The sequence below is a fragment of the Microcystis aeruginosa NIES-2549 genome (genome assembly GCF_000981785.2).
GTDB lineage: Bacteria > Cyanobacteriota > Cyanobacteriia > Cyanobacteriales > Microcystaceae > Microcystis > Microcystis aeruginosa_C.
In genome coordinates, this window is sequence record NZ_CP011304.1 from 1069774 (window position 1) to 1083226 (window position 13453).

Below are 13453 nucleotides of genomic sequence, written 5' to 3' on the forward strand. Positions count from 1 at the left end.
AGTTATCAGTTATCAGTTATCAGTTATCAGTTATCAGTTATCAGTTATCAGATGTAAGTTTTAAGTTAATTAGTTATTGATTTATTTATTTATCTTCATCTTTATCCCTGATTACTGTTCACTGATTACTGTTCACTGATTACTGATTACTGTTCCCTGTTTACTGAATTGGTCTTACCACCACCACACCGTAAGCGTTAGGATTTAAATACTCTTGACAGGCATTTTGAATATCCTCTAAAGTGAGGGCTTCAATGTGTTGGGGATAACAAAAAGCCGGTTGTAAATCACCGATCTGAGTATGATAATAACCGTAAAGGTTAGCTCGATCGCTCGGTCTTTCATTGCTAAAAATAAACCGATTGGCCACTTGGGTTTTAACTCGTTCCAGTTCAGAAACTGTCACAGCTTCCTGTTGAATTTGTCCAATCTGTGCTATTACTTCCCTCTCCACCTGCTCGATATTTTCCGAGGCTAATTGGGCCGACACGGAAAACACCCCTTGCACTGCTTGGGACATATTACTGGCAGTTATTTGGGAAACTAAGGCCTTTTCTTGGCGCAGAGATTGAAATAATCGCGATACCTTGCCCTGACCCAGAATAGCCGCTAAAACATCGAGAGGATAGGTTTTTTCTAAGTCTCTTAACCCCGGCACTTTCCAAAATAGGATTAAGCGGGCCTGCTGCAAATTTTCATCCTCGTATTCTTGACGGATAATCTCGTTAAAAGGGGCTTCAGGCTGTAGATTAGCGATCGGATGGGAAATAGGATCAGAATTGCCGTTACTGCCTAAATTATCTAGAGAATCGCTCACAATAGCCATTAAATCATCTACAGGCAAATTACCCACCACCGCCACCGTCATCCATTCGGGACGATACCAAGTCCGATGAAAATCTCGCATTTGTTGAGGAGTAAGATTTTCAATCACTGCCATCGGACCCAACACCGGACGACGATAGGGTAAAACTTGAAAACAAGTCTCCATGGTGCGATAAAAAGTGCGACGACGGGGATTATCCTGAGAACGACGAATTTCTTCTAAAATAACCTGTCTTTCCCGTTCAAAAGCTTCATCGGGAATTAAAGCTTCTAAAACCACTTCTAGCTGCAGCGGGGCCAGATGGGCGAAGTCCTGCGGGGCAGTGGTAATGTAATAATGGGTGTATTCTTGGCTAGTAGCGGCATTAGTCACCGCTCCCCTCGATTCGATCGCCCGTTCAAATTCGCCACTGTCTAAGTTAGGGGTTCCTTTAAAAACCATGTGTTCGAGAAAATGAGCCATGCCATTGATCTGATCCGATTCTAAGGCCGAGCCGACCTGCAGCCAAACATTGAGATTAACCGCTTCTACCGGTTGACTTTCGGCAATAATCGTTAAACCATTAGCAAGACGGTGCAGAATTGGAGTGTTAAGCGTGGCAGGTTTCCCTAGGATAGCCGTCATTCTTTATTAGTCCTCGGTAATCACTCTGGCAAAAATTGTCACTTTTCTCTATTGTAGTCCCAGATTTTCACAGAGCCAACAAGATCAGGTGTTAGGTGTTAGGAGTTAGGAGATAGGAGACTCCGAGACAGGAGATCATTTCATTTATCCTCCCCACACCCCACACCCCACCCCCCACCTCCCCACCTCCCCACACCCCACTTCCCCACTTCCCCACTTGCCTCTGAGAAAAAAAAATGCTATGATCGGACTAAATCGGGCTTCTACGTTGGTGACTGCCTTTCAAGTTTTTTGATCTATGCTTGATTGTGATAAGGGAGCAAGTAACCAATTCGTGTGGTAGTAAACCGAGCTTGTACTCGGAAACAGAAACGCGGAATATAAGTTCCCACCTGGTTAACCCAGGTCATAAACTTAGGTAAAACGGCGTAGCGGTCTTTTCAAGTTTTTCGAGCAGATCAGAGTCCCTGTACTTTTTTGGTTTTGCCTTCCGCGCTGGCCAAAAAAGCGCTGATTTATATTTTTTCTAGGTTAAAGACTGCTGTTTTCGGTAACGTTTGTCACCGCTAAATTGTGACAATCCGGACTACACTAGGGAGAAATTTATGAATTATTGTTAAGCAATGACTGAAAAACAGCCAAGAGTTGTTATCATAGGCGGCGGGTTTGCGGGTTTATACACGGCCAAAGCCCTAAAAAACGCTCCCGTTCATGTTACCCTCATCGATAAGCGAAATTTCCATCTTTTTCAGCCCCTTCTCTATCAAGTCGCTACTGGGGCGCTATCTCCGGCCGATATCTCCTCACCTTTGCGCTTAATCCTACGGGGTCATGACAATACAGATATTCTCCTCGATCATGCCATAGATATAGATCCAGTTAAGGGAGAAGTGATCTTGACAGATCACCCGCCGATCGCCTACGATCAATTAGTTATTGCCACGGGAGTCAGTCATCACTATTTTGGCAATGATCAATGGCAACCCTACGCCCCCGGGTTAAAAACCATTGAAGACGCAGTAGAAATGCGTCGTCGCATCTATCTCGCTTTCGAGAAGGCCGAGAAAGAAATCGATGCCGAAAAGCGGCAAGCTTTATTAACTTTTGTGATTGTCGGTGGCGGACCGACGGGGGTAGAATTAGCAGGAGCGATCGCTGAAATTGCCCACGGTGCGCTTCGGTCTGATTTTCACCAGATTAACCCCACAGAAGCGAAAATTTTGCTCTTAGAAGGGATGGATCGGGTATTACCTCCATATTCACCCGATTTATCCGCTAAAGCTGCTGCTTCTCTCATAAAATTAGGGGTGACAGTCGAAACTAACAGCATCGTTACCAATATTGTTGAAGGTTGTGTCAGCGTCCGTCAGGGAGAAAAGACGACAGAAATCGCTGCCGAGACAATTTTATGGGCAGCAGGGGTAAAAGCATCGAGAATGGGGCGAATTTTGGCCGAAAGAACCGGGGTAAATCTTGATCGCGTCGGCCGGGTAATCGTCGAACCCGATTTAAGTATCGCCGGTTATGCCAATATTTTTGTGATCGGGGATCTGGCTAATTTTGCCCATCAGGGAGATAAACCCTTACCCGGAGTTGCCCCTGTGGCCATGCAGGAGGGCGAATATCTGGCTAATTTATTAATTTCTCGCCTAAAAGGGCAAACTATTCAACCTTTTCATTATATCGATCGAGGTAGTCTGGCAGTTATCGGCCAAAATGCGGCCGTGGTTGATTTGGGATTTGTCAAGTTTTCCGGGTTCATCGCTTGGTTAGTCTGGGTTTGGGCTCATATTTACTATCTGATCGAATTTGATAATAAATTAGTGGTGATGGTGCAATGGGGTTGGAATTATTTTACCCGCGGTCGTGGCGCTCGTTTGATTACGGGAGAGGGGCAGAATTTAGCCTCGGGACAATTGCCGCAAAATAACGGCCAAAATAATAACAATCTTGCCGTTTCTAACCCGAAGGAAACTCTCTCTGCGCGATCATAAAAGTGTGAAAAAATAGCCGTGATTATCCAGTTATCAGTTAGCAGATAAGAACAATCGATCGATAATGAAAATAGAACGTCCTAACAGTCTAGAAATTACCCCAGAGGAAAGCCAAGAATTAGAATATTTACGAGTTACAATTGAACGAGCGATCAAAGATGGTGTGATCACAAGAATAGAATTTGAATCGATTAAAACGATCATGTTTTCTAACAAGAAAAACAATCCCGACCAAATCCTTCGGCAAGTGACACTCTATCGCCATTTAGTCGTTGAAAAACTGAATAATAGCGAACTAATTTTTGAATCTCCCCAATAGGGTGAAATGCTGTTGTAAGCTGCCCGCGCATTTAAATTGCTTGTTGAGATAGGGTGCATCTCACATTTGCAGGAATACCGACAATCAGCAATTGTCAGTGACTCTTAGATGATGACAAATGTATCAGCAGCTGCGTGTAAGCATCCCACCGAAAAGCTAATGCGCGGGGGGTTTGGGGGCGGCGCCACGCCCCCAACGGGGGGTTTGGGGGGTAGAACCCCCCAAAAGCTTGGATTGAGTAATAAAATCGGAAGTAATGCCCAATTTTAGCCGAGAGTTTCCAAGTAAAAATCCCAATTGGTAGATTGACAAAAATGAGATGCACCCTTACCTCCTGCCTTTTGCCTTTGTTAGCCTATTCTTTTTTGTCGCTACCTGGAAAAGCTCGACCTTGAATATTTTCTAAAGCTGAAACTGCCGCTCGGGAACCAGCGATAATATCTCGTTCTTCTCCCCCTAAATATAAGCGGCCAAAACTGCCCACGGAAGTAACGTGTAGGATATTAATTAAAGCGGCTTTTTCCGCCTGATTAGCGGCTAGGGAAGCGTAGGCGGCTGGTTGCACTTCTAAAACGTATAAAGTCTGTCCCGCCATTAACATCATACCCCGAGAACTCCGGTTAATTAATTGGGCTTGGTAAGCGTCAATGTTGCGAATAATTTGGCTAGAGACAATTTGCGGTTTCAGACAATCGCGCTGACTAACGCCTAAATACTGCAAAATTGCCTGACCGGCCGCCCTTACCTCTCCCTGACTGCTAGAATGGAGTTCTAAGAGTCCATAGAGTCGTTCTACGAATAGAACCCCCGGACGAACCACGGCGGATTTGAGGGCAATATCGGTGATGCGATTAATCTCGATGCCGGGGGAAATTTCAATCCAGAGGGAAGCATCCCCGGGTAAGGGTAAAAATCCTTGGGCGACTGTACCGATGTAAGCAGCGTGTTGAAGCTGTAAATTGTCAAGATAAACGTAACTGCGAAGTTCTACACCCAAGCTAATTTCTCCCTCTCTGGTCTATCTTAAAAGTTATGGGGACAGTGATAGGTTCTGCCGCCCTATCGATCGCCTTGAGGCGACAGTTAGATCTAAAATGTCTTTCAGTCCCCTTTCTGTCCTCTAGCAAATCCCCATTGCAACCCCGGAGCGACGATTAATCAATCCTTAATTAGGGCTTAGGCATTACCATCTTTCACTATAGTATAGAATTGACGGCCTTTAAATTTGCTGGGGAGAAGGGGTAAAAAACTATAATTATGGGTACAAACTGAGGGAAAACCAGCATGACGATTCTTTTAGGGGGAGATATCGGGGGAACTAAAACAATCCTGCGTTTAGTGGATTGCCAAAACTCATCGGATAGTCCCCAACCCCTGCTAACTACTCTCGATCAAGAAATTTATTCTAGTAAACAATACCCCGATCTGGTGCCGATCGTCCAGCAGTTTTTGGCCCGACAAACCACTATTCCCCCAGTGGCAAAAGCTTGTTTCGGTATTGCAGGTCCGGTGGTTAACAATAGTTCCGAATTGACTAATTTAAGTTGGTCTCTAACTGGCGATCGCCTAAGCCGCGAGCTGCAGATTGAGCGAGTAAAATTAATTAATGATTTTGCGGCGATCGGTTATGGGGTGTTAGGATTAGCCCCAGAGGAGCTGCACAATCTACAGTCGGCTCCGGCAGTACCGGATGCCCCGATTGCGGTTATCGGTGCGGGGACGGGGTTAGGAGAGGGTTTTTTGATTCCTGTCTCGAAGGGTAAATATCGGGTGTTTGGTAGTGAGGGTTCCCACGCCGATTTTGCCCCTCGATCGAGTTTAGAATATCAACTATTAAATTATCTCTTGGAAGTCTATAATATCGAGCGAATTTCGGTGGAGCGAGTGGTTTCTGGCCCCGGAATCACTTCTATCTATCGATTTCTCCACGATAGTAACTATAGTCAGTCATCACCGGCCATGGCGGAAATTTACCGTACTTGGTTAGCAGAAATGGGTAAACCGCAAAAAACCGTCGATTTAGCGGCTAAAATTGCCAGTTTTGCCCAAGATAACTCGGATGATCTCTGTTATCAAACCATGAAAATCTTTGTCGAGGCCTACGGTGCGGAAGCGGGCAATTTAGCCCTCAAGTTGCTTCCCTACGGAGGATTATACATCGCGGGGGGGATTGCGGCCAAAAATCTTCCCCTAATGACCGAGGGTCGCTTTATGAAGGCTTTTCGGGCTAAAGGTCGGATGACGGAGCTATTAAGCAATATTCCCGTCCATATCGTCCTTAATGCCCAAGTGGGACTAATGGGGGCGGTTTACTGTGCTAGTCAGCTATGAGGGAGGGTTTACTGGAGATGGCTAGGGATTATTTTAAGAATAGGATCGCCCCGCAAGCGGTCCGGATTGCTCTTTATTGGCCTTGCCTGTTGCCGATGAGTTCAGATCAAAAAGATTAAAAATTATGGCTCTCCTAGACTGATTATGATCAATTAGTAGCAAAATGCCAATTTAAGAAAACTCTTCTCCTAAAGTTATCAAAGTTATATAAAATTGAGTTAACATAGCGCAGTTTATTAAGTAAAGTATCCCCGTATATTTGAGGAATTTCCCTAAGCTGCAAAATCAAATATAAGATTAATATTGTCTAAATTTGAAGGGTGACACCATTGACGTTTTTAGTTATTAGATTTATTAGGGGTTTCCTTATTTTGTACCAGGTAACGGGACATCGGAAATTCTGTTAATCCCCCCTACAGCAGATGTTATGGCCTTTTGTCAACGGGAAAGTCCAGAAATAGAACAAGCTATGGCTCCGCTCATACCATGATCTGATCACTGCTGTTAGATTTTCATCTTTAGACAGTATTTAACCTGAGTTCGGGATAAGCTAAAACCCTAATTTTCTCGTTCGCTGTCAACCCTATTCTTTTGTGGAATGAGTAGGAAAATAGCCTTAACCCGAACTGAGGTTATTTATAAAGCAACCCTGAAGATAAACGCAACCTAACCGATTCTATTCAGAATCGTCATTATAAATATCTTGGAGAGTTTTATTTTCGTAGCGTTCCTGATCTTGATTTTTGCCGCGACGGGAGGGACGACGATATTTTTTATTAGCTAATTTGGGTTCGTAGATTTCTTGACCTGCTTCCTTAATTTTTAACTTTAAACTTGACTCTTTTGTGCTAGTTTTCTGTAATGACTGTTCTCGTGCGATCGCTTCTTCTAAAAACTCTAAATAATGTTGGTAACGTTCCCAATCTCCCCTCACCACACAGTTAGGTTCCCGACGGTGAGTACAATCATTAAATTGACAATTTCCCAAAGCTAAACGCTGTCTCACTTCCGGAAAATAAAAAGTTAATTGTTCTGGTGAACAGTTAATATCCGGTTGGTTAAACCCCGGACTGTCGGCCAATAAACCCCGATTTGGTAAAGCAAATAACTCCACATGACGGGTAGTGTGACGACCTTTTTGCAGTTTTCCCGACACATCCCCCACCCGTTGATTAATCTCAGGAATTAGGCAATTAATTAAACTCGATTTTCCCACCCCGGACGGACCGGCCAAGAGAGTGATTTTATGGTTTAATTGTGCTAATAAAGCCTCAAATCCCCGATTTTTCTCCACACTGACAAAAAAGGGCCGATATCCCCAAGCAGCTAGGCGATCGCCCCAGACCTCTATTTGTTTCGGTTCCCCCAGATCGATTTTATTGACACAGACGGCAATTTCCAAGCCTGTGGACTCGGCTTTCACCAAAAAACGACTAATCAGCCAAGGATCGAGGACAGGTTCAGCAAGGGCAAAAACTAGCAAAATCTGCTCGATATTAGCAACGGCCGGCCGATCGATCTCGGTACTGCGGGGGAGGACTTCTGCGATCACCCCCTGCCGATCATCAAAATTGGCTTCCTCCACGCGCACCCGATCACCAACCATCACCGATTGACCGATTTTTTGCAAGCGAGCGCGACGGGTACAGAGGAGATTCTCGCCCATAACGGCAGAATCCAAGCGTACCTGATAGAAATTCGCCTGTACGGCCACCACTGTGCCGTATAAATCGGTTAATTGTGCATCTACCATTTAGGAATCGGGGCGATAGACTTTGAGAACAAAAAAGCTATCTCTGTCCTCGATCGATTCTATCTGATAACCCTCCACTGTCAGGCTAGTGGGAACCTGTTCGATCGGTTCCCCGGCATCTAACCAGACTTCCAACCGTTCCCCGGCGGGCATTTTCTCTAATTGCAATTTTGTCCGGACAAAATTAATCGGGCAGGGAGTGCCGCGCAGGTCTAAAGTCATAGTTATTTATGGAAGATATTACCTAAAAATCCCTCGATGCCGCCTTTCCCCACGGTTTCCCCGCGAACTTTCGCTATTTTTTCCAGTAATTCCCGTTCTTCTCCCGTGACACGGGTAGGAATCGAGATTTTAACGGTAATGCGATGATCACCGCGACTGACGGGATTGCCTAATTTAGGAACCCCCTTATTTTCTAAAATCAGTACGGTGTTCGGTTGAGTACCGGCAGGGATAGTCAGGTCTTCTTGGCCATCTACAGTATTAACTTTGATGGTACATCCCAAAATCGCTTGGATATAACTAATCGAGATATCCGATTTAATATCATTGCCTTCCCGTTGAAATTCCCCATCGTTTTCCACGGTTAGATAAACGAATAAATCCCCCGGCGGGCCGCCTTTAAGTCCTGCGTCACCTTCCCGGGCAACGCGCAATTTCATGCCGTTGTCAACCCCGGCGGGGATGGTAATTTTCAGTTTTTTGGTTTCCTGTCTGCGTCCGGAACCGCCGCAAACGTCGCATTTTTCCTCGATCACTTCGCCAGCGCCGTCACAGGTGGGACAGACCGAAACCTGAGCAAAAGTACCGAAGGGAGTGCGGGTGGCGCGGCGCACCTGACCAGTACCATTGCAAGTAGTACAAGTGTGGGAACTGGTTCCTGGTCTGGCCCCACTGCCTTTACAGGTTTGACAGGTTTCCAGATGACGGATCCGGATTTCCTTTTCACCGCCAAACACTGCCTCGCGGAATTTTAGTCTAAAATCGAGACGTAGATCCTCACCCCGGGTAGGGCCTGTGCGTCGGCGGGTGGCTGTTTGGCCGCCCATGCCCCCGAAACCACTAAAGATTGTCTCGAATATATCGGCGAAACCGCCCATATTGTCGGCATCAAAACCGGCAGCGCCCCCAGAAACCCCAGCTTCACCAAAGCGGTCATAACGATTGCGGGTTTCTGGTTCCGAGAGAATCTCGTAGGCGCGGTTAATTTCTTTGAAGTGTTCTTCGGCTCCCAGTTCTTTGTTAACATCGGGATGGTATTTTCGGGCGAGACGACGATAGGCGCGTTTGATGTCTTCTTTACCGGCATCTCGCGAGACACCTAGAATTTCGTAGTAATCAGTGGGCATAGATGGCTATGGTTCTGCTGGCAATTTATAAATAAACTTTCGGTCTAGTTGTTACTTTAACAAAGTATACATAATAGTTTAGTTGGGTTATCCCTACTATTTTTTTCGGTGGGGGCTAGGGGTTGGGAAGTGGGGAAGTGGGAAGTGGCAAGTGGGGAAGTGGGGAAGTGGGGAAGTGGGAAGTGGGGAGAAAAAAGCTGATCACTGATAACTGATTACTGATCACTTTTTAATCTACGGCCTCGTAGTCACTGGCGCTCATTTCTTCCCCATCGTAGAGATCATCATCACTGTCCGATTGGGTGGATTTAGTTTCCAGATTACTATAGGTTCTGGTTCTAGTGCGGGAGAGGGTTGGCCCGTTGGTGAAGGTATTCGAGGAAGTGGCTTGGGTGCGGGTGGGTCGAGTCAGTTTTTCGGTGACATCGATCGATTCAAACCCAGTACCGTTAAGGGGTTGGTTTTGCTCTTGTCCACCCGTGTAGATGCGGGTACCGATTTCGAGGACAATCTGACGAAATTCTTCCAAGGTGGTTTTTAGCTTTTCTGGGGATAGGGAGGGGTCGCGCAGAGCGATTTCCAACTGTTGCCGCTTCTGGTCGGCCAGTTGCCGGATATCGGGGGCGACTAACTGACTGTTTTCCCTGAGGGTGACTTCGTAGCTATAGAAAAGACTATCGGATTGGTGGCGAATATCGATCATTTGCAGACGAAGGCGATCAGATTCGGCGTATTTTTCGGCTTCTAGGCGCATTTTTTCAATTTCGTTCGGTTTCAGCCCTCCAGTATGGCTAATTAAAATGCTTTGTTCTTTGCCGGTGCCTTGGTCGCTGGCGGCCACTTTCAAGATGCCGTTGACATCGATCTCAAAGGCCACTTCAATTTGTGGCACCCCCCTAGGAGCGGGAGGAATTCCTGTCAGGAGAAATTTACCGAGGGTTTTATTATCCTGGGCCATAGCCCTTTCTCCTTGGAGAACATGAATTTCCACCGAAGTTTGACCATCGGCAGCGGTGGAGAAAACCTGAGATTTACTGGTGGGGATAGTGGTATTGCGATCGATAATTTTGGTAAAGACTTCGCCGAGGGTTTCAATGCCGAGGGAAAGGGGGGTGACATCGAGTAGGAGGATATCTTCTACTTCTCCACCTAAAACTCCGGCTTGAATCGCTGCCCCCAAAGCAACGGCCTCATCGGGGTTAACAGAGCGATCGATCTGGCCGGTAGAAAAGAAACGGGAGATTAATTCTTGCACGGCGGGGATTCTGGTGGAACCACCAACGAGAATGACCCGATTGATATCGCTAGGCTGCAGTCCGCTATCTTTGAGGGACTGTTGTACGGGTTCGAGGGTTTTTTCCACTAATTCTCTGGTTAATTCCTCGAATTTAGCGCGAGTTAGTTCTAATTCTAGGTGTTTAGGGCCAGTTTCGTCGGCGGCGATGAAGGGGAGATTGATCGAGGTGGTAATCATGCTAGAAAGCTCGATTTTGGCTTTTTCGGCGGCTTCTCGCAGTCTTTGGATCGCCATGCGATCGCTGGTTAAATCGATGTTTTCTTGGCTTTGAAAGTTCTCCACCAGCCACCGCACTAAGAGGTTATCAAAATCGTCCCCCCCAAGATGGTTATTGCCGGCCGTGGCTTTCACTTCAAAGACCCCCTTCCCCAGTCTCAGGATGGAAACGTCGAAGGTTCCTCCCCCCAGGTCAAAAACGAGGATATGTTGATCTTCGTTTTGTTTATCTAAACCGTAGGCCAGGGCGGCGGCGGTGGGTTCGTTAATAATTCTTAATACTTCTAGTCCTGCGATCATGCCCGCGTCTTTAGTGGCTTGACGTTGGGCATCGGTAAAATAGGCGGGAACTGTAATCACGGCCTCGTTAATCGGTTCTCCCAGATAGGCCTCGGCATCGGCCTTTAATTTTTGCAGGATCATGGCCGAGATTTCTTGGGGAGTAAATTCCCGATCACGAATTTTGATATTGACGGTATCATCGCGACCGCGTTGGCAATGATAGGCAACTCGTCCCCTTTCTGCCTCCGTGTCTTGCCAACGCCTACCGATAAAGCGTTTGATGCTATAGACGGTATTTTCGGCATTAGTTACCGCTTGACGTTTGGCCAGTTGTCCCACTAGGCGCTGGGCCTTGCCGAATCCCACGATACTAGGAGTTGTTCTTCCCCCTTCGGAGTTGGGAACTATAATCGGCTGACCTCCCTCGAGTACGGCAATGCAACTGTTGGTTGTCCCTAAGTCGATGCCGATGACTTTTCCCATGACGCTCTAATAATAACGATAGTTAATAGGATACGATCGCTGACAAAAATTATCCCCAAATTAGAAACGGGCTTTTTACCTCGTCTAATCTTGCCTCGGATGAAAGCTGGTAGTTTTCCTCCGAGGCTAACAAAACTTGTCGGTAAAGTCCGCAAGCCCGCCCGGATCGGTGTGGTAGACCATATATCAAGAGTAACCCAAAACCAGGAATTTTGCTCATGCTTCTAGCCCCTATTCCGCACTTTGTTTTGTAGTATAAAAAAATTACCCTTTTGGGGATTTGGCGATCGCTAGTAAGATCAAATCCGTTTTTAATACTATGATTAATACTAAATCTGGTTATTAAAAACTGATTATCTATTGCTCCTTTTGCCTATTGCCTATTGCCTTTTGCCTGTCCTGATATGTAGCTTATACTCAACGGATTTAGTATAACTCCCAAGTTATGGATTGTTTCCCCCCGCTCCGGTGTTTCCCACTTTCCTATACCTTTTAAACAGGATTTAGTGCAAGCCATACTCAGATAAATTTAGGATAAGATAAGCAATAAACCGATCCTAGAGGACTTAATCATGATTAGAGCCTATGCTGCCCGAGAAAAAGGGGGGAAACTAGAGCCTTTTGACTACGATCCGGGTATATTAGGGGATGAAGATGTGGAAATCGAGGTGGAATATTGCGGCATCTGCCACAGTGACCTAAGTATGCTCGATAACGATTGGGGACTGACCACCTATCCCTTTGTCCCCGGTCATGAAGTGGTCGGCACGATCGCCGCTCTTGGTGCTAAAGTCAAAGAATTAAACCTAGGGCAAAGAGTCGGTCTGGGTTGGTTTTCCCGTTCCTGTTCCACCTGTGAAACTTGTATGTCGGGGGATCAAAACCTTTGTGCCACTGCCGAAGGAACTATCGTCGGTCGCCATGGCGGTTTTGCCGAAAGAGTCCGCGCTCATCATAGTTGGTTAGTTCCCCTGGGGAACCAGTTAGATGCTGCCAAAGCTGGCCCGCTTTTTTGTGGTGGTATTACCGTCTTTAATCCCATTGTCCAATTTAATATTAAACCCACGGCCCGAGTTGGTGTCATTGGTATTGGTGGATTAGGCCATATAGCCTTAAAATTCCTCAAAGCTTGGGGCTGCGAAGTAACCGCTTTTTCCAGTAGTCCCGATAAAGAAGCGGAGGCCAAAGAATTAGGCGCGACTCATTTTATCAATTCCAGAGACCCCGAAGCTTTGCAATCGGTACAAAATTACTTTGATTTTATCATCTCTACTGTTAACGTTAATCTCGATTGGGGTCTTTATATTGCCTGTTTACGTCCCAAAGGTCGTCTGCATATTGTTGGGGCTGTTCTTGAACCGATGAATACCTATGCTTTTCCCTTGATTATGGGTCAAAAATCGATTTCTGGCAGTCCTTTGGGTAGTCCCAGTACCATCAATAAAATGATCGAATTTGCCTCTCGCCATGGCATTGAACCGGTGACAGAAACCTATCCTATCTCCCGGGTGAATGAGGCCATGGAAAAACTGAGAACCGGACAACCCAAATATCGCCTTGTCTTGCAAATAAAATAAAACCATCTCTATCCCGGACGTAACCCCTATCTCTAAAAACCGAAAACCCACACCTTCCGCTCTCGGTTTGTGTGGGCTGATTGTTCACTTAATTCTAAGATTGAAAGCGTACACTTTGGCGAAATCTAAGAGCCTAACTCAGAGTAGCACCAGAGCGATCATAAGTTTGGGAAGAAAAGTCGGCCGCGAAGCGACGTTGAACGGTTTCTCCGCAACCATTGTCATTGTCAATACCGATTTCAGAAGCACTTCTGTCTAACATCGATTGTTGACGATTTTTGACGGCGTGGTGGTGACGCATCATTAAGGCACGAGCTTGTTGTTCTGTAGACATAATCATTTCCTCCGAGCTGCAAATCGCATTTTGAACTTTTTTAATCACCCATTAATATATATAACATA

General features: G+C 46.0%; 11 protein-coding genes and 1 other RNA gene. 5 read left to right on the forward strand and 7 right to left on the reverse strand.

Annotated elements, in window-relative coordinates; translation table 11 throughout:
* Positions 1-160: 160 nt before the first annotated feature.
* Positions 161-1450 (reverse strand): M16 family metallopeptidase, encoded by a 1290-nt coding sequence (locus myaer_RS05200; RefSeq protein ID WP_046661266.1) that lies wholly within the window; start codon positions 1448-1450, stop codon positions 161-163.
* 254 nt (positions 1451-1704) lie between these two features.
* On the opposite strand from myaer_RS05200, the gene ssrS reads away from it, so the two are divergent.
* The 3 genes from ssrS (at position 1705) to myaer_RS05215 (ending at position 3763) form a co-directional block, all read left to right on the forward strand.
* Positions 1705-1892, forward strand: a non-coding RNA gene (ssrS, locus tag myaer_RS05205) — 6S RNA.
* 181 nt (positions 1893-2073) lie between these two features.
* The gene (locus myaer_RS05210; RefSeq protein ID WP_046661267.1) at positions 2074-3444 is read left to right on the forward strand and encodes an NAD(P)/FAD-dependent oxidoreductase; all 1371 of its coding nucleotides are present in this window, start codon (positions 2074-2076) and stop codon (positions 3442-3444) included.
* Between the two features lie 64 nt (positions 3445-3508).
* Positions 3509-3763, forward strand: coding sequence for a hypothetical protein (locus myaer_RS05215; protein ID WP_046661268.1), 255 nt, complete (start codon positions 3509-3511; stop codon positions 3761-3763).
* Positions 3764-4118: 355 nt separating this feature from the next.
* On the opposite strand, the gene myaer_RS05220 is transcribed toward myaer_RS05215, so the two are convergent.
* The gene (locus myaer_RS05220; RefSeq protein ID WP_002766539.1) at positions 4119-4760 is read right to left on the reverse strand and encodes a hypothetical protein; all 642 of its coding nucleotides are present in this window, start codon (positions 4758-4760) and stop codon (positions 4119-4121) included.
* A 287-nt stretch (positions 4761-5047) separates the two neighbouring features.
* Here myaer_RS05220 and myaer_RS05225 point away from each other — a divergent pair, with 287 nt between their 5' ends.
* On the forward strand, positions 5048-6094 hold the full coding sequence (locus myaer_RS05225; RefSeq protein ID WP_046661270.1) for a glucokinase: 1047 nt from the start codon (positions 5048-5050) through the stop codon (positions 6092-6094).
* 676 nt (positions 6095-6770) lie between these two features.
* Here the strand turns inward: myaer_RS05225 and rsgA are convergent.
* The 4 genes from rsgA to dnaK all read right to left on the reverse strand — a co-directional run bounded on the left by rsgA (position 6771) and on the right by dnaK (position 11474).
* Positions 6771-7847, reverse strand: coding sequence for a small ribosomal subunit biogenesis GTPase RsgA (gene rsgA / locus myaer_RS05230; RefSeq protein ID WP_046661272.1), 1077 nt, complete (start codon positions 7845-7847; stop codon positions 6771-6773).
* On the reverse strand, positions 7848-8069 hold the full coding sequence (locus myaer_RS05235) for a sulfurtransferase TusA family protein (RefSeq protein WP_002792863.1): 222 nt from the start codon (positions 8067-8069) through the stop codon (positions 7848-7850).
* 2 nt (positions 8070-8071) lie between these two features.
* The gene (gene dnaJ / locus myaer_RS05240; RefSeq protein ID WP_046661273.1) at positions 8072-9196 is read right to left on the reverse strand and encodes a molecular chaperone DnaJ; all 1125 of its coding nucleotides are present in this window, start codon (positions 9194-9196) and stop codon (positions 8072-8074) included.
* A gap of 229 nt (positions 9197-9425) precedes the next feature.
* Positions 9426-11474, reverse strand: a complete 2049-nt coding sequence (gene dnaK, locus myaer_RS05245) for a molecular chaperone DnaK (RefSeq protein ID WP_046661274.1) — start codon at positions 11472-11474, stop codon at positions 9426-9428.
* 572 nt (positions 11475-12046) lie between these two features.
* On the opposite strand from dnaK, the gene ahr reads away from it, so the two are divergent.
* Entirely contained in the window at positions 12047-13051 is a 1005-nt protein-coding gene (ahr, locus tag myaer_RS05250; RefSeq protein WP_046661275.1) for an NADPH-dependent aldehyde reductase Ahr, read from the forward strand.
* A 133-nt stretch (positions 13052-13184) separates the two neighbouring features.
* Here the strand turns inward: ahr and myaer_RS05255 are convergent, their stop codons facing one another.
* Positions 13185-13385, reverse strand: a complete 201-nt coding sequence (locus myaer_RS05255) for a hypothetical protein (RefSeq protein ID WP_046663609.1) — start codon at positions 13383-13385, stop codon at positions 13185-13187.
* Positions 13386-13453 lie beyond the last annotated feature (68 nt).